Origin of the sequence: Bizionia saleffrena (assembly GCF_008086175.1) — a bacterium.
Classification (GTDB): domain Bacteria; phylum Bacteroidota; class Bacteroidia; order Flavobacteriales; family Flavobacteriaceae; genus Bizionia; species Bizionia saleffrena.
In genome coordinates this window covers 246,503-270,463 of the sequence record NZ_VSKM01000004.1, presented here as the reverse complement: position 1 = coordinate 270,463, position 23,961 = coordinate 246,503, and the positions used below count along the sequence as shown (strand labels likewise).

Here is a 23,961-nt window from a genome sequence, read left to right as displayed (position 1 = left end):
AATGACAACTTACTTTTCAGTGAATGATTTTTAAAGAGATATTGAGGGGTTTTTCTCTTAAACCTATGGATTTGTTAAATGGCTAAAATCACGTCTTGGTTCTTAATTCTAAAAGTAAATGGCTCTTGTGTCTTCTCTCAGGCAACAATAATTTTATAAGAATGTAGTGTAAAACACTAAAGCTTATCTTTTAAATATTTACCAGTTATAGATTTTTTATCCTCCACCAATGCTTCAGGGGTTCCAAATGCAACTAAATGTCCACCATATTCTCCGCCTTCCGGCCCTAAATCAATAATGTGATCGGCACATTTAATCAGTTCTAAGTTATGCTCAACAACTAAAATGGAATGGCCTTTTTCAATTAAAGCGGTAAACGATTTTAACAATTTCTGAATATCGTGAAAATGTAGCCCGGTCGTGGGTTCATCAAAAATAAATAAGGCCGTCTCCTTCGTGTTTCCTTTTCCTAAAAATGAGGCCAATTTAATACGTTGTGCCTCTCCACCAGAAAGGGTAGAAGAACTCTGTCCTAAAGTAACATAACCTAACCCCACATCTTGTAAGGGTTGAAGTTTGTTTTTAATTTTTGTTACGTGGTTTTCATCAAAGAAAATAATGGCATCGTCAATTGTTAAATTTAAAATATCATCGATGTTTTTATCGGCAAAAGTCACCTCTAACACTTCTTTTTTAAAGCGCTTTCCTTTACACGTTTCGCATTCTAAATGCACATCGGCCATAAATTGCATTTCGATAGTCACTTCGCCTTCCCCTTTACACGTTTCACAACGACCACCATCGACATTAAAACTAAAATGTTTAGGCTGGTAATTGCGGATGACACTTAATTTTTGCTTAGAATATAACGCTCTAATATCGTCGTAAGCTTTAATATAAGTTACGGGATTAGAACGCGATGAGCGCCCAATGGGGTTTTGGTCTACGAACTCAATGTTTTTTACATTAGCGTAATTGCCTTTTAATTCAGAAAATTGCCCTGGTTTTTCACCAAAACCTGTTAATGTTTTTTGTAATGCAGGATATAATATTTTTTTAACGAGTGTACTTTTTCCACTCCCAGAAACTCCTGTAATAACGGTAAGCATTCCTAAAGGAAAATTAACATTGATGTTTTTTAAATTATTTTCGCGAGCGCCAATAACTTCAACATTGTATTTAGTAGTCCGTCTTTTTTTAGGCACTTTTATTTGAAGTGTTTCGTTTAAATATTGAGCGGTTAGTGAATTCGATTTTAAAATATCTTGAAAAGTACCTGAGGCAACAACTTCACCTCCTAAAGTTCCAGCTTCTGGTCCGATATCGATAATTTGATCGGCCTCTTTCATTATATCTTCATCGTGTTCGACGACAATAACGGTGTTTCCTAAATCGCGTAACGCTTTTAACACGATAATTAAACGTTCGGTATCCTTTGGATGTAAGCCAATGCTAGGTTCATCTAAAATATACATAGAGCCTACTAGACTACTCCCAAGAGACGTGGCTAGATTAATACGCTGACTCTCGCCACCAGATAACGTATTCGATTTACGGTTTAAGGTTAAATAATCTAATCCCACATTTGATAAAAAAGAGATGCGATTGTTGATTTCGATAAGCAGGCGTTTAGCAATCGTGCTATCGTGGTCGTTTAATTGTATACTTTTAAAGAAGTCTGCCAATTTATCCAACGGCATTTCGACTAAATCGCTAATGGATACACCATCTACTTTTACATAATTAGCTTCTATTCTTAAACGTTTCCCTTGGCACGTTTTGCATTTTGTTTTTCCGCGGTAACGCGATAGCATTACTCTATTTTGAATTTTATAGGCTTTAGATTCTAATTCTGCAAAAAAAGCATTTAGCCCTTCAAAATACTGATTTCCTTCCCAAATTAATGTTTTATGAACAGCGTCTAGTTTAAAGTACGGTTTGTGAATGGGAAAATCGAATTTATGCGATTGGTTTACCAACTGATCACGATAATAACTCATACTTTCTCCTCGCCACGGAAAAATAGCGTTTTCATAAACGGATAGTTCTGTATTTGGGATTACTAAATCGTCATCAATTCCAACAATATCGCCGTAACCTTCACATTTAGGACACGCACCATAAGGATTATTAAAACTGAATAAATGCACATTGGGCTCAAGAAATGAAAGATCATCCAATTCAAATTTATTACTAAAGTGACGCTTCGAATCTTCTTTTAACAACTGAATATAACACTCTCCTTTTCCTTCAAAAAAAGCAGTTTGAACTGCATCGGCCAACCGATTGTAAAAATCTTCGTCGTTTTTGGTGACAATTCTATCGACAACTAAAAATAAATTATCTAACGAACTTATGTTTTCAGCATCGTTAATTTTTAAGATTTCGCCGTTGTATTTAATACGCGCATACCCTTGCTGGTTTAACGCTTGAAGTTTATTTTCTATCGTTCTTCCTTCCTCTAAAAAAACAGGAGCAAGGAGGAGAAGTTTTTCTTTTTCGTCGAGTGTTTTAATATATTTTAAAACATCGCTAACCGTATCTTTTTTTACTTCAAGTCCAGACACTGGGGAATAGGTTTTGCCTATTCTAGCAAATAATAATTTTAAATAATCGTAGATCTCGGTGGTTGTCCCTACAGTAGATCGTGGGTTTGTAGAATTCACCTTCTGCTCGATGGCAATGGCAGGAGCGATTCCCTTTATATAATCGACTTTAGGCTTGTTTAGGCGGCCTAAAAACTGTCTGGCATAACTCGATAAGCTTTCAACATAACGACGTTGGCCTTCAGCATATAAAGTATCGAACGCCAAGCTTGATTTTCCAGAACCCGATAACCCCGTAATAACCACTAATTTGTTTCTGGGGATAACAACATCAATGTTTTTAAGGTTGTGCAGTCTCGCACCTTTAATAATAATGTTTTGTTTAGGGTTAACTTCGGAAAGTATAGTATTCATAAGTGTTTTTAATATATAAAGTGCAAAGATAAGGTATATGAAGCAGCATTAAAAAAAGAATATTGTGCAATAAAGTGTTAAATCTTTATATTATTTTGTTTTTTAGGAATGATTGTTGTTATATTTGATTCATTCAATAACAATCTTAAATCCATCGCTTATAGCATAATATTACTTTTCACTTTATAAATCCCAAATTGAAAGAAGGCTTCTTCTTCAAGAAAAAGTAATTATTATGCAAAACAAACTAATCTCAGATGCTACATTAGTTAGCAACTATATTCAAGGCGATGAATCTTCATTAGAAATTTTAATTAAGAGGCATAAACAGCGCATCTTTAGCTTTATATACTCTAAAGTGTACGATAGAGATGTCGCCGAAGATGTTTTTCAGGATACTTTTATTAAAGTTATTAAAACACTAAAACGAGGTGCTTATAATGAAGAAGGTAAGTTTTTACCTTGGGTTATGCGTATTTCTCACAATTTGGTTATAGATCATTTTAGAAAGAATAACAGGATGCCAAAATTTGATAATAGTGGCGAATTTAGTATTTTTTCTGTATTGAGTTGTGATACGCTTAACGCTGAAAAAGCGCTTATTAAAGAACAAGTAGAAAGTGATGTAAGACGCTTAATAGATGAGCTCCCAGAAGACCAAAAAGAAGTTTTAATGATGCGTATGTATAATGATATGAGTTTTAAAGAAATTTCTGAGCGTACAGGGGTAAGTATTAACACTGCTTTAGGACGTATGCGTTATGCATTAATTAATATGAGGAAGGTAATTGAGAAGCACAACATTATTTTAACCAATTAGCACAATATTTTGTAAAGTGCGCCGTTTTACATTTTGTAAACAACTAAAAACCAAAGATGGCGAAACTCTACTCTAAGAAAAATAAAACAGAAATTAAAATGAACCCACGAGATGAGACTATTAGTTTTATTCTTAATTATTCAAAGGCTTTATGTGTTATTAAATATAAAAATTTGAAGTTTGAAGCGCTTCAGAATTAGTTTTTTAAAAGCCTTGATTTATTTCAAGGCTTTTTTATTTTTGGTATAATAATCCTTAAGTACTGTTGCTCTCCCTATCGTTTTGGTAATAATATCTTTTTCTAAATCCCAACCTCGCGCGGGCGAATACTCTCTACCATACCATATAATTTGAAGGTGTAAATCGTTCCAAATGTCTTTAGGAAATATACGTTTGGCATCTTTTTCGGTCTGTACCACATTTTTACCATTGGTTAAATTCCAACGGTACATTAAACGGTGAATATGAGTATCGACAGGAAAAGCCGGAAAACCAAAACCTTGAGACATTACCACGCTTGCTGTTTTATGACCGACCGCAGGCAATTCCTCTAAATGCTCGTAGGTATTTGGGACTTCTCCGTTGTGTTTTTCAATTATAATTTTAGACAATCCGTAAATACCTTTACTTTTCATAGGTGATAAGCCACACGGACGAATAATTTCTTTAATCTCTTCTATTGAAAGTTTAACCATATCGTAGGGGTTGTCTGCTTTTGCAAATAATAATGGGGTAATTTGATTAACGCGAACATCGGTACACTGTGCAGAGAGTAAAACAGCAATGAGCAACGTATAACGATCTGTATGATCTAAAGGCACAGGTATCTCTGGATATAAGTCTTTTAACGTATTTATAACAAATTCTACCTTTTCTTGCTTCGTCATATATTGTATTTTTGGTATAAATCAAAAATACAACTATGACTACATTAAAACAAGGAGATAAAGTGCCAGATTTTTCGGTAAATAATCAAGATGGTGAAACGGTTTCGTTATCAGATTATAAAGGCAAAAAATTAATCGTGTTTTTTTATCCTAAAGCAAACACGCCTGGCTGTACTGCCGAAGCGTGTAACTTAACCGACAATTATAAAATTTTACAAGATAAAGGGTACGAGATTTTAGGAGTGAGTGCCGATTCTGAAAAAAAACAATCGAATTTTAAAACGAAATACGACTTTCCTTTTCCCTTATTAGCCGACGAAAATAAAGACGTTATTAATGCTTTTGGTGTTTGGGGATTAAAGAAGTTTATGGGTAAAGAATACGACGGTATTCATAGAAAAACCTTTATAGTAGATGAAAACGGGGTGATAGCGTACGTTATCGATAAAGTGAAAACGAAAGATCACGCTGCTCAAATACTAGAGTTGTAGAGCTTTATATTGTATTGAATTTTAATTTATAAATAGAATAAAGTAATATGTTACAAGGCTGCTATTTATAGAAATAGCAGCCTTATTTATAGGGTTATATTTTACTTTTCGTCACAGTTGGCTTGCTCCGTCTCACAGCCAAATAAGCTTTTTTCCATAATTAAACTAGACACGCCCGGAGGTAACATTTTTTGCCAACCTTCTTCATTCTTTGCAATCATAGAAAGAACTTTTCTAGAAAACACGGTTAGAGTAGTAGAATCGTATTCTGTAATATCTACTACTTTTCCGTTATATTTAAAGAACTTATAAAGTTCTTTCATTCTTGGGTGTACCTTTAAATTTTCGCTGGTTGTAATGGTGCCATCTTCATTTTCCATTGGGTATAAATACACACGTAAATCTTTAAAAAACAGTTTTCCGAAAGCTTCCAAAATACCACCACTTAAATGACGGTAGTATTTTTCGTCAAAAATATCGATTAAATTATTTACACCCATCGCTAAGCCCATTCTACTTTTGGTGTATTGCGAGAAGTATTCTACCAGTTTATAATACTCTTGAAAGTTCGAAATTAAAACCGTTTGCCCTAAAGAGCATAGTAATTTAGCACGATCCATAAAATCTTGCTCGTCAATTTCCCCTTCGGCACGAAGGTTAGAAAGCGTAATTTCGAAAATAACTTGCGTATTATCTTCATCTACTTTATTTTCTTTAATGAACATGTCGTAAGATTTCTTATACATATCCATATTTACTTTCGTTACCGGTCTAAAACTTCCGCGTAGCGTTAAAATATTTTTTTTATAAAGTACTTTTGCAGGGAGCACATTGTTACCATCTGGCGCAAACATAATGGCATCGGTCATTCCGTTTTTTACCAATTGTAAACTCATCAAACGGTTATCTACATTTTCAAAAACAGGTCCAGAGAAGTTAATGGTGTCGATTTCTAATTGATCTTGATCTAAATGATCGTATAAATATCGTAGTAGTTTCTTCGGTTTGTTATGTTTATAATAGGCGCCATAAATTAAATTTGTACCTAATTTGCCTAATGTTTCTTGTTGTAAGCGCGCATCATTTTCTTTAAAACGCACATGTAATACAATTTCATTATAGGCTTGGTCTGCGTCTATTTGGTATTTTATACCGATCCAACCGTGCCCTTTAAATTTTTTTGCAAAATCTATAGTTGCCACGGTATTTGCATAACTAAAAAACATTTTATGCGGATGTTTATCGCGTGTTATACGTTGCTCCATCAAGTTAATTTCGTGATCAAGCATTTTACGTAAACGTGCTTCGGTAACGTAGCGTCTGTCTTTTTCAATACCGTAAATGGCATCACTAAAATCTTTATCGTAAGCAGACATCGCTTTAGCAATAGTTCCCGACCCTCCACCAGCTCTAAAGAAATGACGTACCGTTTCCTGTCCAGCACCAATTTCGGAGAACGTTCCGTAAATGTTTTCATTTAAGTTAATGCGCAATGCTTTATCTTTTAATGAAGGAACACTTGCAATAATTTTATCTCCTTTTAATGTGATTTCCATAAGTAGAATCGGAATTTATTTGAATACTACAAAGGTACCAAATTACTATATGAAACAAAATAAATAGTTTATTTTTGTGCCAAAGAAATATTATTTGAAAGTTACATTTTTAGGCACTGGAACTTCGCAAGGTATTCCTGTTATAGGAAGCACTCACCCTGTATGTTTAAGTAAAAATTATAAAGATAAACGCCTCCGAGTTTCGGTTTTAGTGGAGTGGGAAAACTATACTTATGTTATAGATTGTGGCCCCGATTTTAGAACCCAAATGTTAAGAGCGAATTGCAACCGGATTGATGGTGTAATATTTACGCACGAACACGCTGATCACACGGCTGGTTTAGACGATATTAGACCTTACTTTTTTAGACAAGGCGATATTCCTATTTATGCACACAAACGCGTTTTAGGCGAATTGCGTCGTCGTTTTGATTATATTTTTGCCACAGAAAATAAATACCCTGGCGTGCCAAATGTCATTGAAAATGAAGTAAAGAATGCACCGTTTATGTTGCAAAATATGGCTGTTATCCCAATTGAAGGCTTTCATTATAAATTGCAAGTATTTGGGTATCGTTTTGGTAATTTTGCGTACATCACCGATATGAAAACTATCCCTAAAGTTGAATTACAAAAGCTTAAAAATTTGGATGTTCTAGTTATAAATGCGTTACGTGAAGAAGAACATATTTCTCATTTTAACTTAGAACAAGCTTTAGAAATTATTACTAAATTAAGACCTAAAAAGGCCTATTTAACACATATTAGTCATCATTTAGGATTTCACGACGCTGTGCAAGCGAATTTACCCGAAAATGTGTTTTTGGCTTACGACGAATTAGAAATTGAACTATAATTAAGAAGAGATATAAAATTATATTATGAAGAATAAAATATTTATGTACTTGTTTATTTTTACGTTGTTAATATTGTTGTTTCAATACATGACGGCTAAACAAATTTTCGATGATAGTAATAAAACAGTAGCAACTTATAAAGTGCAAACCGAAAAATATAAAGATTCTATCGTAAAGCTGAATAATAAAATAACCGATTTAGCTCTTTTTGATATTGAATGGAACGATCCTGCTTTATCTTATTTTGAAGATAGCGGCTATAACATTTCTAAATTATTACCATTAATTAAAGATGGTTTATATGCACAAAACGAAACGAAAGGTCAGCACCCACTTATTCCATACGCGTCTAGCGAAGGAAATAGAATGCAGATTAATTCTATTAGAATTTTAAATCATAAATGGATTATAGCCGATTTTACCGATGGTCAGTTTTCGGGTGAATTGTTTATTAAGTATTTTATAGACGATAAAAGCGAGCTAGAATATAGCGTTGAAGACTCGTTCTTATACCGTATGTAATCATAGCTTTTAGTAGTTTATCTTCTAATAAACCAATAGATTAAAGAAATATTACACGCGTATTTAAAATAATTTTTCCAACTTAATCCTCCCAGAAATCTGGGCGTATGTTAGAGGAGTACGAGGTGCAATCTCCGCATTTTGGACTAACAATTGAATAAACAGGAAATTCGCCGCCTATATATTGATAATTTTTAAAAGGTGATAAAAAATTAAAAAGCTGAGCTCTTTGGTTTGGAACCCCTATTCCTCCACCATTTAAACTATAATCTAGGATTAAATGGTTTTCGTTATAATTAAAATGGTAGGGTACAAATTCCGATATTTCATTTGTACGATATAAACAATCGTAGGGGTAGGGCGGTTGCGGGATATTTAAATCTTCATAATTAAAATAGAGGCGTTTAGAGGATACAGTCGCCACCTCAAAAAAACCAATAACACGTTCGTTTTTATTATTTACGGCTCTAACATTACCTATAACATATCCTGATTGACTTTCTGAAAGCAAGCTTTCGTTAGCGCTTAAAGAATTAATTATTTTGTAAAAATTATAAGACTCTATACTTTGAACAAACTGTTTTACTAGTATAGTGTATCGTTGTCGAATTAAGACATCATCTTTTTCGATCGTTCTTATTACAAATCTATCAATTATATTATTATCGAGTTGGCTAGTAGATGCCTGAATAATTTCTGTTGATGAATTTGTAGTATAGCACGTTTCTTTATTCTCTGTTTTGGGTACAATAACGATTTCATACTCTAAACCATTGTTGACAATGTTAGTAATTAAAGCATCACTATTACCGTAAAGAGGAACTACAATTTTGTGTGTTTCTGTAAATTCATATCTAAAATACTGAGCGTTCGTCGATTCATTATTACTATTTAGTAAAACTTGAATTTTGTTTGCCGATGTGCCGCCGGAACTTACTGCCGCATACAACTCGTCTATTTGCGATACTGGAGAAAGCGCAGTTTCTGAAGAGGTATAGTTTTTACCATCGCTGGTTGTAATTAAGAGCGTGTAATTTGTATTGGCAGAGGCTTCAAACTCCTCATTAGAGACATAAGTGCCTTCGCTGTTTTGTGCAAAGTTATAAGTATTGCCTAAGCTATCTGACACAGAAACAGAGGCATTATCTTCAATTATTAGATTGCTATCTTCTAAAAAATAGGTTCGTGAAAGTTTTACTTCTTGATGTTTTAATTCGTTTGTAAGAGTTGCTTCTACAACTAAAACGTCCTCAAAATCTTGAGTTTCTAATGGGATCTCCTCTGTGCAATTAAAACAACTCGAAAAGAGTGTTAATGCTAAAATTTTATAGAGTTCTTTCATTTTAATTTAGTCAAATTATTTTAACAAGCAAAAGCTTTGCAATGTACTAAACCCTTTTATTGCAGTAAACTAATATATTAAATATATCGCACAAATTAGGTATTAAAAGTAGGTTTTAGTAATTAATTCTCCCAAAAATCGGGTTGTATGTTAGAGCAATATGAGGTGTAATTTCCACACTAGGGGCTTACTATTCTGTAAATACCATTGCCGCCAGCAACATACTTATAAGCCCAATTGGGTGATAAAAACTTGAAAAGTTGCGCACGTTGGTTTTGGTTATCTCCATGTAAAGTATAATTTAACTTTAGGTGGTTTTCATTATAATTAGTAATCTCAAATTCATCCGTTCTATAGTCAGAGTCGTAAGGATATAGGGTTGAGGAATGTTTAAATCTTGAAAATTAAAATAGAGTTTTTTGTAAGAGACTGAAGACACTTAAAAATAACCAATAATACGTTCATCCTTATTATAGACGGCATTTATATTTCCTATTATGTAGCCCGGTTAATTTTCTGAAAGTAGGCTTTCGTGGTCGCCTAATTCATTTATTTTTTTGTAAAAATTATGGGCTTATGGGGTTTGAATATATTGTCTTACCATTAAAGAGTAGTGCTCCCGTAAAAGAGCAGCGTCTTTATTAATGGTTATTACAGGGAGTCTACTAACATTATTTTGATTTAGGGTATTTGTAGAGGTTTGTATAATGGGAATTGAAGAGTTTGTGGTAAAACAGACACGTTGACTTTCCAATTTTGGTAATAAAGTTAAATCAAAGTCATTGCTGTTATTTAAAACATTTAAGAGTTCAAGATTATAGTAGGCGTAATAAGGTACTCTTATTTTGTGTGTCTCTGTATATTCATATCTAAAAAACGGTGCATTTGTAGATTCATTGTTGCTACTCAGTAAAACTTAAACCTTATTAGCGTCTCTTCCGCCAGAAATAACTTCGGCATATAAATCGTCTATTTGCGATAAGGGAGCAAGCTCAGTTTTTGAAGATATATACTGTTTATCATCGCTGGTTTTTATACTAAGGGTATACATTGTGTTGGGTAGGGCTTCAAACGCCACATTAAAAACGTAAGCGCCTATATTATTTTGGATAAAATTATAAGTGTTGCCTTGGTTATCTGTTATAACTACAGAAGTATTCTCTTCAACTATTTTAATATTACTCTCTCATAGATAGGTGCGCGACAGCTTTACTTCTTGTTAATTTACTTCGTTTTTAAGTGTGGTTTCAACCACTAAAAGGTCTTCAAAATCCTGAGTTTCTAAAGGAATCTCATCTGTGCAATTAAAACAACTTAAAAAGAGCGCTAATGTTAAAATTTTATAGAGTTCTTTTATTACTTTTTTGAGTTTTACGTCTACAATTCTTATAAATAAATAACGTGGTATTTAGTGTTTTTCAATAGGTTTAGCGCTGATAACTTCTGGCAATATTATGTAACAAGAATTATTTTTATAAATATCAATCTTATTTAACTTCAATAAAAGTAGACGTACTAATAAACGTGCCTAAATTATTAAGGCCTTCCAATTTAACTTCAAAAACACCTTTAACGTCCGAGGTATAGGCTTTAAATTGAGTCTCATTTTTAGAAATTTCTGGAACCCATAATAATTGTCTTCTATAATCGGGTATACGATTATTTAGAAGTGTTGTATTAGAATACTCCGGCTGAAAATATTTTTTTTGGGGTTCTAATTTTTTTAAGTCTTTTTCTATAAAAAAGGCGCCTTTTATAGAGGTTTTAAAATCTTGTGCTATCGTTTCGATATCAATGATACCTTCAAACACTTTAGAACCATAGATGTATTGCCCTTGTACAACTGTAATTGATTTTATTTTTTTAGAGTCGTAAAATACTACATCATTATTATTCTGAATAATAATTCCATCAACTAAAAGCAAAGGTTCTAGGTTGGAGGAGATAAGGTCGTAATTAAGAACATTATCATAGACTACAAACCTGTGTGTGCCGTCACTATTTTGTCGCAGACCTGCTTGGTTTACAATTTCAATAAAAGTCTCTCTTACAGTTTTAAAACGCGTATAAGCATTCAACTCGTGCTTAATGCCTAAACCGTCATAAAATAATTGGGGTCCAGCATTAGGTAGAATACTATCCCGTTTCTCTTCATAATAGGCATTTTCTATTTGATTTTGAATGTTACGTGCTTCAATGGTCTGTTTTAATTTAGAATCTATATTCAAATTAGCAAAAGACAGCGCGTTGTAGTTATTAGAGCTCAAAGACTGTAGTTGCACTTTAAAATCTTCTTTATTCTTCTCTATGACTTGAATGATAGCGCGATGACTGATACTGTTCTCATTTAAGTTGAAGAAAAATGCTCCGTTACTATTGGTTTTAGCGACTTTAAAAGTATAATCTTTACCTGGCAGTGAGAGGGCAACATATTTATTTGAAACATCTAGTGTGTTAACCGTATTAGTTATTTTTCCACTAATTAACTCGCCTCTCATTTCTGGAATATATAACGTGTCTGAACTGGTTACTGAAACATAATTTTTACTATTAGGGTTTAAAGCTTCTATTGAGTCTAATTTTCTTATGGATACACTATAATTGCCACTTTTTATTCTGTCATTAATTTCAGTGTTAACGCTGATAAGTTCTCTTTGAGAATATTCCTTTTTTTGTGTGGAAATAGACAGTAGAGGGTGGGTTATGTTTTCTGTGGGGAACGCGTCTCTTAAATTTAGGGTAGCCGTCGTTTTTAAACTGTCTTGAACTTTCTGACTATTGGCTGTGAAAGGATTAACTATAAAGATGTCTTTAGCAAAATAGCTTTCATTTATATTGTTTTTACTAAAGTTTGTGTACCCTACAATTTTGTACATTCCTGTAAGTACAGTAGACGGGATAAAGAAATCACTATAACCAACGCCGTCTATAAGTTTTATTTTATGTTGTAAAACAACGTCTTTTTTGGCGTTTACCAATTCTACATAACCGACCTTACTAATAGTGCTCAAGGTATTATTATCGATAGTAAAAAGTTTGTAATACAAATATTCACCGGCAATAACAAAGTCTGCGTTTGTTTGTAAAACCGTTCTTTCCTTACTAGAAAAAGGAGTTGAATCTTCTAAAGTGCGTTTATCAATTTGACCAAATAAAGATAAATTGAAAGCAAATACGGCGATTATTAAAATAGTTTTTTTCATAATTAGTCTTCCCAGAAATCTGGTTGTATGTTAGATGATGATGAGAATGAGGTGCAGTCGCCACAAACTGGGCTTACAAGTGTGTATATCGGGTATTCGTGTTCTAAATATTGATAATTCTCTTTAGTTAAATAGTTATATAGTAGCGCTCTTTGGTTAGGAACAGGTGGATTACCAGCCCCCCCCGTTAATGTATAATCTAATTTTAAGTGATTTACATTATAATTAAAGGGGTAGGGGAAAGTGGGGTCGTATACATCAGTTTCATACTCGCAATCATATGGATATGGGGGTTGAGTGATATTTACGTCATTAAAATTAAAGAATAGTCGCTTAGAAGATACCCAAGACACATCAAAATAACCAATTACACGTTTACTATTATTATCCATAGGCTTTATATTTCCTACTACAAACCCGGGTTGACTTTCGGAAAGTAAACTTTCATCAGCTCCTAAATCATTAATTATTTTGTAATATTGATAGGCTTCAAAACTTTGAACATATTGTTTTACATCTATACTGTATTGTTCTCTTAGTAAAGCATTGTCTTTTTCTATAACTCTAACAGGAAACTTATTTACAATATTATTATTAAGATCAGAGGTAGATGTTTGGATAATAGTGTTTGAACTATTAGTAATATAACACGTCTGTTTATTCTCCGTTTTGGGTACTGTATATATATTATACTGTAATCCATCTCCTACCACATTATTTACTTGAGCATCAAGATTAGAGTAATATGGTACAATAATTTTATGGGTCTCTATATATTCATATCTAAAATATTGCGCGTTTGTTGTTTCATTATTACTATTTACAAGTACTTGAACTTTATCGGCATTTGGACCTTCTTGTGTGAGTTCTGCGTATAACTCATCTATATTAGAAATTGGCGTAAGCTGGGCCTCTGTAGATTTGTATTGTTTACCACTACTAGTGGTAATATAAAGGGTATAGTTTGTATTAGGCAATGCTTCAAATGCAGTATTTGAGATATAGATACCCTCGTTATTTTGTGAGAAATTATAAGTATTACCCATAGTGTTCACTATAGATACATTAGCACCATTCTCTAAAACTTGACTGTTTCCCTCTATAAAATAAGTTCGAGAAAGTGTAACTTCTTGATGTTTTACCTCGTTAGTCAGTGTAGCTTCAACCACCAAAACATCTTCAAAACCTTCCGTTTCTAAAGGGATTTCTTCAGTACAATTAAAGCAAGAAAGTACTAAGGCAAGACATACTGTTTTATATATTATATGTTTTTTCATAATTAATCGATCCAAAAATCTGGTTTTATATTTGATGAGAATGCCGTACAATCACCACATTCTGGACTTACTATATAATAAACAATATCGCCAGAATAATATTTATAATAATCGCCGTCCACTAACAGGGTATAAAGCAAAAGTCTTTGGTTGGGTAACTGACCACCCCCCGCTAAATTATAATTTAATTGTAAATGATTCTTGTTAGTACTATAAAGGCTTGTCGCATCAAGTCGCAAATCACAATCATAGGGATAGTCTGGTCTTGCTATATTTAAATCTTCATAATTAAAATAGATTCTCTGAGAAGATACAGAGGCAACCTCAAAAAAGCCCATTACCTTTTCTGCTGGATTATTTACCGCGCTTAAATTTCCAGACGCAAACCCTGGTTGACTTTCAGACAATAAACTTTCACTTGTAATTAAATCATTTACTGTCTTGTAAAAATTATAGGCTTCTTGACTTTGAACATATTGCTTGACCTTTATAGAATAGCGTTCTCTTAGTAAACTATTATCTTTATTTATGGTACGTATAGGAAATTTCTCTACTATATTATTTTCAAGTCTATTTGTAGAGGTCTGTAGAATGCTTTTGGACCTATTAGTTGTATAACATGTTTTTTCATTTTCTTCTTTTAAGACGAGTTCAATATCAAATTCTTGTCCGGCATAGCCTACAATATTCGTTATTACCGCATTGTAATTACTATAATAAGGCACCTCTATTTTAAAGGTTTCTTCATACTCGTATCTAAAATATTGTGCGTCTGAGGTTTCATTATTACTATCTACTAAAACTTCTATTTTATCTGTTTCAGGGCTTTCTTGAACATATAAGTTGTCGATTGTAGCTGTAGGTGTAAGCTTTGCTTCACTAGATTGATACTGCTCACCATTACTAGTGGTAATAAAAAGCACGTAATTGGTATCAGGTAAGGCTTCAAATTCTACATCAGAAACATAAATACCCTTATCATTTGGTGTAAAATTGTAGTTATTACTCATATCGTCTTGTATATGTACAGTAGCATTAGCTTCAGGGTTTTGTGTGCTTCCTTCTAATAAATAAGTGCGTGAAAACTTTATTTCTTGGTATCCTGAAGCGTTAGTCAGTGTAGCTTCAACCACTAAAATATCTTCAAAACTTTCAGTTTCTAAGGGGATTTCATCTGTGCAATTAAAGCAGAGATAAAGCATTAATAGTAAGAAAAGAGGATGTCTAAAGTTTATTTTCATGATAAGATCTGGTTATTTAAAATTTAAAATTATAAGAGACTGTAGGCACTGGTATCGAAAATATAGATGATTGATACGCTTTTACTTTACCTTGGTCATTTACAAAAAACACAGAATATGGATTGTTTCTACCTAACACATTATATACTGAAATATTCCAAAAACTGTGTGCTAGCTTTTTTAATTTATGACTTCCTTCAATATTAAAACCTACATCCAACCTGTAATAATCGGGTATTCTAAATTGGTTTCTATCACTATATAAAACTTGTTCGCTGCCCGCAAAATTATATTTTCCAATAGGGTAGGTTATTGGTCTACCGGTTTGGTATATAAAATTGGCAGAAAAACTGTATTTTTTTGTTAATTTGTAATTTAAAACCATACTAAAATCGTGAGGCTTATCGTAATTAGCAGGGAAATATTCGCCGTTATTAACTTGTTCTTGAGGAATTTCGTTTTGTAGTTTTAAAAGGGCTTTAGAGTAGCTATAACCTATCCAGCCGTTTAAATTACCATTCTCTTTCTTAATTAAAAATTCTACACCGTACGCTTTTCCTTCTCCTTGAAGCAATTCTTGTTCTATAGTTTCATTTAAAATTAATTCGGCACCCACTTTATAATCTAAAATATTGTTCATTTTTTTATAATAGCCTTCAACACTTACTTCTATAGCACTTTGGTCGAAATTTTTGTAAAGCCCAACAGAATATTGATAGGCTTCTTGTGGCTTCGTGTTTAAGTCTGATAGCTTCCACGTGTCTGTTGGAGAAATGGTAGTGTTATTGGATAGTAAATGTAAGTATTGAATGGTTTTATTAAAACTCGCTTTAACCGATAAGCTTGGGGTTAATAAGTAACGCATAGACAACCTAAATTCGGCGCCACCATAAGTCTCTATTGTTTCGTTATCGCCGTATTCTATAACCTCTGTGATGGTAGATTCATTTTTAGGCACATTGTCTTCGTAGACGTTTTGAGTGTTGGCTCCTAAAGCAGAGAAAACAGAATATCGTAATCCAACATCGAACAGTAATTTTTTATTGACTTCAAATTTATCTGAAAGGAAAACAGCCGATTCTAGGCCTCTTTCTTTATTTAATCGCTTAGACTCGATAATAGATTCGCTTCCTTTTGCACTTAAATTTCCAGGCTCAATTTGATATAGTTTAGTACTGGCACCATAGGTAAACTTATGTTTATCACTATGTAAGTATTTCATCTTTAATTTCAACTGTGTTTCATTAATTTTATAGTCAAAATCAAAGTTGCTATTAGAGCGTCCTTCATATTCAATTCCATATTTGTACTGACTATTTACGGCAATCACTTCGGCTTTGTGCTTATCGTTAAACGAATGGTTCCACTTAAGTGACGCTAAGGCATTATTATAGCTAAAAATGGAATCTGAGGTGATACTAAATCTATCTTTACTATAATACCCTGTGGCCTGAAATTTATTATTCTCATTTATTTTATGGTCATATTTTATTAGACCGTCGTAAAATGAAGCTTCACTATTTTTTAAAGATTCGTCATCTAAAGATTTAAGAATCCAATCAGAATAGGTTGCTCTAACTGCAGTCGTTAAAGATATTTTATCTTTTACAATTGGGGTTTGTAGACTTAAACTTCCCGTAACAGGGCCTATGGAGCCTTCTCCAGAAAATTTCTCATAATTGGGCTCCTTGGTTTTAATATCGAAAACAGAAGATAAACGCCCGCCATATTCGGCAGGAATACTCGCTTTATAAATATCTACAGATCCCGTTGCAAAGGGGTTTACGGCAGAAAAGAAACCTAAAAAATGCGACGGACTGTAAATAACAGCATCATCCAATAAAATTAGGTTTTGATCGGCACGACCGCCACGCACATTAAAACCAGCCGAACCTTCTCCGGCAGTTTTAATTCCAGGAAGCGTTGTGGCAATTTTTAAAATATCGCGCTCTCCTAATACTACAGGAATGTTTTTTAATCCCGCAATGTCAATTCTCGTAATCCCAACAATGGCTTCTTTTATATTATCATTTTTCTTGGAATCGATGACAACTTCATCAAGTTTTTCGGCAGCCTCAGAGACTTTAAAGTTAACGGTTCCATTTCCATAAACTAAAATATTTAAACGCTCTTCTTGATAACCAAACAATTTAGTTTCAATAGTATTTAGTCCAGAAGTAACAGTCGCAGAATATCGTCCGTTTTTATCTGTCGTAATTTGTCTATTTGTATTGGGAAATATAATAATTAATCCGTCAATAGGTTTACCTGTATTAGTATCTGTAACCCTGCCAGAGATTGTAAATTCTTGGCTATTTAAATTCACATTTTGTTTCCCAACGGTAATGACGTTTTTAGAGTCGTATTGATTAAAAAAAATAGCATCGTTTTCTGGGTAATACGATTGTTCTTTAGTTTTGAAGAAATCGTTGGGCAAGGTTTTATAAACGACGCTGTTATTAGTGAGAATTACTTTATTATCATATACTAAAAAATTAATGGACGACTGACTAAAAAGATCACTAAGGATAAATTGTACCGATTTGTTGTCGTAAGTTTTGGTTATTTTATTGGAGTCGAACCAACGGTCTACAAAATAAAATTTAAGGCTAGATTGTTCTTCTAATTGCGTTAAAGCCTCGACGGTGTTAGCGTTATTAAAAGAAATAGTTACGTATTCACTTTGAGCATTTAATAGGCAAATACTAAATAGAGCGAAATATAAAAGTATAGTTTTTTTCATTTAATACTTACTTATTAAGAGTTTTAAATTCTAAATTTTTAAAAAGACTAATAAAGAATTGCTCTTCATCCTTTTTAAATAATTTTTTATTGAACTTATAAAAAGATTTTATGTCTTTTTTGCGATTGGGGAGAATTTTATGGACTGTTCTATAAGAGCTTATCGGGTGTAACTCGTCATTATAAAAGAGATAAAATACATCGTCGGTTTTAAAAACGAAAACATATTTTTTATTGTCTAATTTTTTCGATACTTTCTTATCTCTTTTTATAAGAAATTTATAATGTTCAGAAGAGTACGCTATCTCTAGAAAACCTAAATCTGATACGACATCTTTCAGAAGTGATTTACTATTTATAAAATGATGTTTATCAATTTGAAAATCCGTCACTTTATCTTTCACTAATTCAATATTGATATAACTTTTATCACCGGTTAACTTTGTTATTAACTGGTCTGTGGTTACATCGTATTTTAAATCTACTTCGTAAAACGGCTGATTGTTATAAGTTACATTGCCTTTGGTATAGTCCGTAAACTTGAAGAAATTAGTGTTACTAGGTATGGTTTTGTAAGTATTGTAATACCGTTTACCATTAAATAGACTCGTGTTTTCTAGTCCAACTATATTATCGAATAATACAATATTTTCTCTATTTGTAGTTACTTCTTGAGAAAACATAAAAAGGACACTCAGAAAAGAAATGAGTGTCAGCAAAAGAGTTTTTAGCACCATAATATTTTTATATATAACGTAATATATAGAAATAATAAGAGTAACTCAAGTATAAGGTGTAATTAAATTACTATTTCACTACCAATCGTTTTTTTAACCACTCTTTTAATTCGTAGAAGTTTTGTGGCGCAACACCGTGTCCTACAGGGAATTCATTGTAAGTATGCTTAATATTCAAACCTTTTAAAAATACAGGGTTTTGTCTAGCCCAATCCACAGGGATAACTTGGTCTACACTTCCGTGCGAACTATAAATATCTAAATGCGAGTACGCTTTTTTATCTTTTGCCGTGAATAAATCCTCGTTAATATAACCACTTAACGCCATTACATTTTTAATTTTTTCAGGGTAAGTTAACGCTACGGCATAACTTAAAATCGTGCCTTGGCTAAACCCTAATAAAGAGACATTATTTTTATTTACAGGATACGCTTCGGTTACTTCGTCTATAAATTTAGCTATTAAATCGCGAGACAAAATTGCTTGCTCATTATCGCTCCATTTTCCTTTATCGGCATCAAAATTAATAGCATACCAAGCATTTCCGTAAGGTTCCATAGGGTAGGGAGCTCGCGCAGAAATAATGAGAAGTTCTTCTGGTAATTCTGAAGCAAAAGAAAACAAATCGTTTTCGTCGCTGCCGTAACCGTGAAGTAAAATTAATAGAGGTGCGTTTTCTTGTAATGAAGATTCGCGTACAACGTGGTGTAAAGATAAATTTGCCATATTATTTGCCAAGATTTGAAAAGAGTTTTTGATAAAAAGCGCCTATTAGTGGTACTTCTTGCATTTTTCCTGAAGCCGCCATAATAACGCCATAAAAAAATAGAATCCCAAATCCTACCCAGAAAGCAGTAGAAATCATCCAGCTATCAAATTGCCCAACAAAATATCCTAAAAGAAGGTACGTTACGCATAAGCCTAAGCCTTGACGGATGTGAAACGCCGCAAATTCATTTTTTTTGTCGTTATTTAAAACAAGCGCTATAATTGAGCCTATTATCGTTAAATAACTAATAATCGCCATTGTTTTACCTTGTTCGATGGTATCTGTGTCCATAACTTATAAACTGATTTTTTTATTTGAAATAATGCCGTACACCGAACCTTTTAAATTGGTGTTTAAAAACATACTATTTTTAGATTTCGAAACGATATGCTCTAAACTAAATGTGTATTTTGTATCGGGATTAAATAACGTGAAATTCGCTATTTCACCCTCGTTAATACTACTGTTTTCAAGACTAAAACGCGTTTTTCCTTTTGTTAATAACGCTATAGTTTTTTTAGTAGTAAACAACGTTTGAAGCGCACCAAACGCACTTTCTAAACCAATTGTACCATACGCCGCGTGATCGAATTCTACTTTTTTATCTTCTATGGTAATGGGGTTGTGGTCGCTAGTAACCATATCTATAGTGCCGTCTTTAATTCCTTCTATTAAGGCATCGATATCTTGTTGTGTACGCAATGGCGGATTCACTTTGTAAGCCGTCTCAAACTCTTTTAAATGATTATCTGAAAACAATAAATTATGTATCGCTACACTACACGTTACATCCATTTTCTTTTTCTTAGCCTGACGTATTAAGTCTACCGATTCGGCAGTAGAAATGGTCGGGATGTGTAATTTTCCGTTGGTGTATTCTAAAATATATAAATCTCTCGTTACTTGTAAGGCCTCGGCCAAATTAGGATTTCCTTTTAAACCTAAAGAGGTACTCATTACATTCTCGTTCATTACACCGTTTCCCGAAATGCGTTTTTCTTGCGGAAAGGAACAGACTAAACCATTAAAATTACTAGCGTATTGTAAGGCTATTTTTAAAAGATTAGGATTGCTAATTGGCAATTTGTAATCTGAAAAGGCTACGGCTCCAGCAGTTCTCATATCGTAAAGCTCGGCCAAATCAACACTTTCACTATTCTTGGTTAATGCGCCAATAGGTAGTAAGGTGACAGCGCTATCTTGAGCTTTAGAATTAACAAAAAAGATAGCTGAATTAGAATCGATTACCGGATAGGTATTTGCTTGCATTGCCACCGCAGTAAACCCCGATTTTGCAGCCGTTTTTAATCCGTTTTCAATGGTTTCACGATCTTCGAATCCTGGTTCTCCAAAACAAACACTACTATCAAACCACCCTTGAGAAATATGTAAATTGTCTAAAGCAATTTCTTTATAGTTGTTTGGGTTGTCCAGCTGTTGGCCAATTTTTGAAATGGAGCCTTTTTCGATTAAAATATCTTGTGAGCTGTTATGAAAATCACTTTTTGTGTCAATTATAAAGGCCGATTTTATAAGTAAATTCATTTAAAATATTTTAAGATAAGCATTTCGATAATTAAAAGTATGATTGCAAAAATAACAAACCATTTCCATAGTGCATTTATTTTGTAATCATTTTTTATAGTATTAAAAACAGAAGAAATATCATTTGAAATCGATACGCCATCTAAACCCCTTAAATTGTGATAGTTTAAAAGGCTCTCGTCTCGACTATAATTATAGCTCACGTTATTAAGTATTTCTGCTTTATTTTTTATGTTGTAAATACCAGAACGCTCGGGTGTTTCGTTGGTGGTAATAGAAACTTTATTATTAAAATAATGCTGTTGTGGAATAATGTTGTCTTCTGCATTCGCTAAACTTAAAATGCGGTCTTGCTGTAAAGTTGTGTTCACATCAAACGTGTTTTCTTGGCCAATAGTGTAGTACAAATTAGGGAGTTTCAAACTGCGTTTCGCAATGTTATAAAATGTCGGAACAATTAAATTGATAGACTGAAATGTTGTATTTTTTGTATTGAGCGCTGCTGTAAAGATATAACGATTATTTTGCTCTGATAAAAAGGGAGAACCATCTTCAAATTGAAGCACTTTTGAAGCCGCGTTTAACGACTGGTTGTAATAGGAATTTACTTTTGGGTATTGAAAATTACTTATTTCCTTTTCAAAGACACCATTATTATAAATAGGATGAGAATAGTTAATGGTTGTGAGCCGTTTTTCTGAGGAAATGGGATCGCTAAATGTATTTAAGTTATTGTTTAATAAAAACGAGTTATAGTTTTGTAAATCAATATCTTTATTGGGTATAATAATTAAATTACCGCCATTATTTGTAAACGATTTCAACGCGGTATTTAAGGCGCTTGGTATTCGCGATAGTTCGTTTAAAACAATAAGATTTTGATTGGAAATAAAACTGTAATTTAAATCGTTTATAGTGGAAGAAGTGTAGTTAAATTCAGCATTAGTATAGATCCGTTTTAAGAAAGAATCATCAGCTTCATTTATACTTAAAACGTTAATGGTTTGTGGCGAATTTATATTAAAAAACAGACTATTATCAAATTGTAAATTGGTAGCGCTAATGGTTACTTTTCCGTTGATAACAGTGTTATTTGGAATCGTGAAAACAGTCGTGACTTTATCTTTAAAACTAACGGTAGATTTTGCTAATAACTTATCATTATTAAATAGCGAGACGGGTAAATTAGTAACCGATTCACCATTATTTTTTAAGAATACTGTCAGTTCTAAATAGGTTGCAGTTTGCTTAGTTATGGCTAGCGAATCGAGAACAGTATTATTAATATTAACAGGTTTTAATTGCACTAAATGTGTCGAAAAGGTACTGTCTCTAGGTAGCGATAACGGTTTCCCTTTATTCTGAAAATCGCTAATAAACACTAAGTTTTTAATGGTGTTATTACCGTTAGAGAAGTGTTTTCCGCTTTTTAGAAAGGCAGCGTCATAATCCAGTTGCGTTGTCGCATAATCTATAGTTAGAATGGCGTTGGTAATACTTTTTATTGTGGTCGTCCTAAACGTGTCGTCGTTTGTTATTAAAGATAAGGTCTCGTTTTCGGGGAAAGAGGAGATTAGGTCTTGAGCTGCACGTTTTAAGAGTTCGCCTTGATCCCCTTTAATTTGCATACTAAAGGAATTGTCTAGAAAAACAACGGTTTCTCTCTGTGCATTACTGGTATTGTTTTGTGACGTAAACGGTTGCGCAAAAGCGATGATAATTACAGCGAGTAACCCCATTCGTGTCAATAAAATCAGCCATTTTTTAATTTGTGAACTTTTACGCGTTTGTAGCTGTACTTTTTTTAAAAAGGCGACATTAGTAAATGCTTCTTTTCTAAATTTACGTAACTGAAATAAATGAACAATAATAGGGATTAGCAGTAAGAATAGGGCGTAAAGGAGTTCTGGGTTTTTAAACTGCATGGCTAATTGGGATTAAACAAATATAGAAAATGAATTGTAATTTAGACGGCCTTTAGCAAAAGAAAAAATAATCTTGCATAGATTGTTTATCGTTACTTTCGAAATAGTTTTTAATTTGAGATTGCGCTTCAGGATTTGCAACACTTACAATACATTGTGGATGCTCTAAAGTCGCAATACTCCCGACTGCTTTCATTTCTTGATTGTAAATATGTTTACCAATTTTTTTAGGGTTGTTACACACCCAGTAAAAAGGTATGTTTAAAGTAATAAGTCGTTTGGCAATTGTTTTTCCTTTTTTTCCTGCTCCCCAAACCACTAGCGGTCGGGAGATATCCTTATTTAATTTCAAAAAATAATGTAGTTTTAGGTCTATAAAACTATTTTGTGCGTAATGGGGATTGGTTCTTGAGGCTCGTGTGGTGTAATCGCGCCAATAATGTAGCACGTTTTCGCAAGGAATTACTTTATATCCCGCGTCATAAAACCGAAATGTTAAATCGTAATCTTCAGGGTAACGTGAGGTATTAAAGGCATTTACGGCTTCTAAATCTTTTTTGTAAACCATCCAACACGGGGAAGGGATAACGCACTCTTTATAGATTTTAGAATAATTGTTTCCTGTTATTGTTAATTTGTTTAACCAGTTTTCATAATTGCGGTAGCCATCGCTAATGCCTTCTTCAGAAAAATAATGGACTAAGCCCGTCGCTACGTGGTATCTTCCGTGTGTTATAAGATTTTTAGCTAATGTTTCAATTTTAGAAGTATGCATAATATCGTCGCTATCCATTCGGGTGATGAGTTTTCCCTCAGAATAAGAAAAAGCTAATTGTAACGCCGAAATAATTCCGAAGCCTTCATTTTTTAAAAGTGTAATTCTAGAATCAGCATCTGCAACGCTTTTTACCAAGTTGTAGCTATTATCTGTAGAATGGTCGTCGACAATTATAAGTTCCCAATGCGTATAGGTTTGGTTTAAAAGAGACGCTAAACATTCGGTTAAGTAGTGTTCCGTGTTTTTAAACGGAATGAGGATACTGACTAATGAGTTTTGCATAAGCGAATTTAAGGAAACAATTTTTA

The 23,961-nt window shown here is 33.1% G+C and carries 19 protein-coding genes; 4 read left to right on the top strand and 15 right to left on the bottom strand.

The annotated features are described in order from the left end of the window. Positions 1-176: 176 nt before the first annotated feature. Positions 177-2,960, bottom strand: coding sequence for an excinuclease ABC subunit UvrA (uvrA, locus tag ES676_RS05470; RefSeq protein ID WP_148369146.1), 2,784 nt, complete (start codon positions 2,958-2,960; stop codon positions 177-179). Positions 2,961-3,195: 235 nt separating this feature from the next. Here uvrA and ES676_RS05465 point away from each other — a divergent pair, with 235 nt between their 5' ends. Continuing rightward, positions 3,196-3,780 carry an RNA polymerase sigma factor gene (locus tag ES676_RS05465; RefSeq protein WP_148369144.1) on the top strand — a complete coding sequence of 195 codons (585 nt, stop codon included), beginning with the start codon at positions 3,196-3,198 and terminating at the stop codon, positions 3,778-3,780. A gap of 218 nt (positions 3,781-3,998) precedes the next feature. Here the strand turns inward: ES676_RS05465 and ES676_RS05460 are convergent, their stop codons facing one another. Next, positions 3,999-4,667 (bottom strand): endonuclease III domain-containing protein, encoded by a 669-nt coding sequence (locus tag ES676_RS05460; RefSeq protein ID WP_148369142.1) that lies wholly within the window; start codon positions 4,665-4,667, stop codon positions 3,999-4,001. A gap of 35 nt (positions 4,668-4,702) precedes the next feature. Here ES676_RS05460 and bcp point away from each other — a divergent pair, with 35 nt between their 5' ends. After that, positions 4,703-5,158, top strand: a complete 456-nt coding sequence (bcp, locus tag ES676_RS05455) for a thioredoxin-dependent thiol peroxidase (protein WP_148369140.1) — start codon at positions 4,703-4,705, stop codon at positions 5,156-5,158. 101 nt (positions 5,159-5,259) lie between these two features. On the opposite strand, the gene ES676_RS05450 is transcribed toward bcp, so the two are convergent. Beyond that, complete coding sequence (locus ES676_RS05450) at positions 5,260-6,714, bottom strand: TonB-dependent receptor (RefSeq protein WP_148369138.1); 1,455 nt, start codon at positions 6,712-6,714, stop codon at positions 5,260-5,262. Positions 6,715-6,808: 94 nt separating this feature from the next. Between ES676_RS05450 and ES676_RS05445 the strand changes: the two genes are divergently transcribed. Continuing rightward, positions 6,809-7,570 carry an MBL fold metallo-hydrolase gene (locus tag ES676_RS05445; protein WP_148369136.1) on the top strand — a complete coding sequence of 254 codons (762 nt, stop codon included), beginning with the start codon at positions 6,809-6,811 and terminating at the stop codon, positions 7,568-7,570. 25 nt (positions 7,571-7,595) lie between these two features. Further along, positions 7,596-8,093, top strand: coding sequence for a hydrolase (locus ES676_RS05440; RefSeq protein ID WP_148369134.1), 498 nt, complete (start codon positions 7,596-7,598; stop codon positions 8,091-8,093). An 82-nt stretch (positions 8,094-8,175) separates the two neighbouring features. Here ES676_RS05440 and ES676_RS05435 read toward each other — a convergent pair whose 3' ends face one another. The 12 genes from ES676_RS05435 to ES676_RS05380 form a co-directional block, all read right to left on the bottom strand. Beyond that, positions 8,176-9,435, bottom strand: coding sequence for a DUF4249 domain-containing protein (locus tag ES676_RS05435; protein WP_148369132.1), 1,260 nt, complete (start codon positions 9,433-9,435; stop codon positions 8,176-8,178). Positions 9,436-10,351: 916 nt separating this feature from the next. After that, on the bottom strand, positions 10,352-10,606 hold the full coding sequence (locus ES676_RS05430) for a DUF4249 domain-containing protein (protein ID WP_262712302.1): 255 nt from the start codon (positions 10,604-10,606) through the stop codon (positions 10,352-10,354). A gap of 316 nt (positions 10,607-10,922) precedes the next feature. Continuing rightward, entirely contained in the window at positions 10,923-12,638 is a 1,716-nt protein-coding gene (locus tag ES676_RS05425; RefSeq protein ID WP_148369128.1) for a hypothetical protein, read from the bottom strand. A 2-nt stretch (positions 12,639-12,640) separates the two neighbouring features. Continuing rightward, positions 12,641-13,915 (bottom strand): DUF4249 domain-containing protein, encoded by a 1,275-nt coding sequence (locus ES676_RS05420; RefSeq protein ID WP_148369127.1) that lies wholly within the window; start codon positions 13,913-13,915, stop codon positions 12,641-12,643. 2 nt (positions 13,916-13,917) lie between these two features. Further along, positions 13,918-15,156, bottom strand: a complete 1,239-nt coding sequence (locus tag ES676_RS05415; RefSeq protein WP_148369125.1) for a DUF4249 domain-containing protein — start codon at positions 15,154-15,156, stop codon at positions 13,918-13,920. 16 nt (positions 15,157-15,172) lie between these two features. After that, on the bottom strand, positions 15,173-17,899 hold the full coding sequence (locus ES676_RS05410; protein WP_148369123.1) for a TonB-dependent receptor: 2,727 nt from the start codon (positions 17,897-17,899) through the stop codon (positions 15,173-15,175). A 7-nt stretch (positions 17,900-17,906) separates the two neighbouring features. After that, positions 17,907-18,617 carry a hypothetical protein gene (locus tag ES676_RS05405; RefSeq protein WP_170234428.1) on the bottom strand — a complete coding sequence of 237 codons (711 nt, stop codon included), beginning with the start codon at positions 18,615-18,617 and terminating at the stop codon, positions 17,907-17,909. 88 nt (positions 18,618-18,705) lie between these two features. Next, positions 18,706-19,362: an alpha/beta hydrolase gene (locus tag ES676_RS05400; RefSeq protein ID WP_148369119.1), complete on the bottom strand. Its 657-nt coding sequence runs from the start codon at positions 19,360-19,362 to the stop codon at positions 18,706-18,708. Between the two features lies 1 nt (position 19,363). Continuing rightward, on the bottom strand, positions 19,364-19,696 hold the full coding sequence (locus ES676_RS05395) for a DUF4870 domain-containing protein (protein ID WP_148369118.1): 333 nt from the start codon (positions 19,694-19,696) through the stop codon (positions 19,364-19,366). Positions 19,697-19,699: 3 nt separating this feature from the next. Next, positions 19,700-20,950, bottom strand: coding sequence for a dihydroorotase (locus ES676_RS05390; RefSeq protein WP_148369116.1), 1,251 nt, complete (start codon positions 20,948-20,950; stop codon positions 19,700-19,702). After that, positions 20,947-22,875 (bottom strand): vWA domain-containing protein, encoded by a 1,929-nt coding sequence (locus ES676_RS05385; RefSeq protein WP_148369114.1) that lies wholly within the window; start codon positions 22,873-22,875, stop codon positions 20,947-20,949. The genes ES676_RS05390 and ES676_RS05385 overlap by 4 nt, the downstream gene beginning before the upstream one ends. A 52-nt stretch (positions 22,876-22,927) precedes the next feature. Next, entirely contained in the window at positions 22,928-23,935 is a 1,008-nt protein-coding gene (locus tag ES676_RS05380; protein WP_148369112.1) for a glycosyltransferase family 2 protein, read from the bottom strand. Positions 23,936-23,961: the final 26 nt, after the last annotated feature.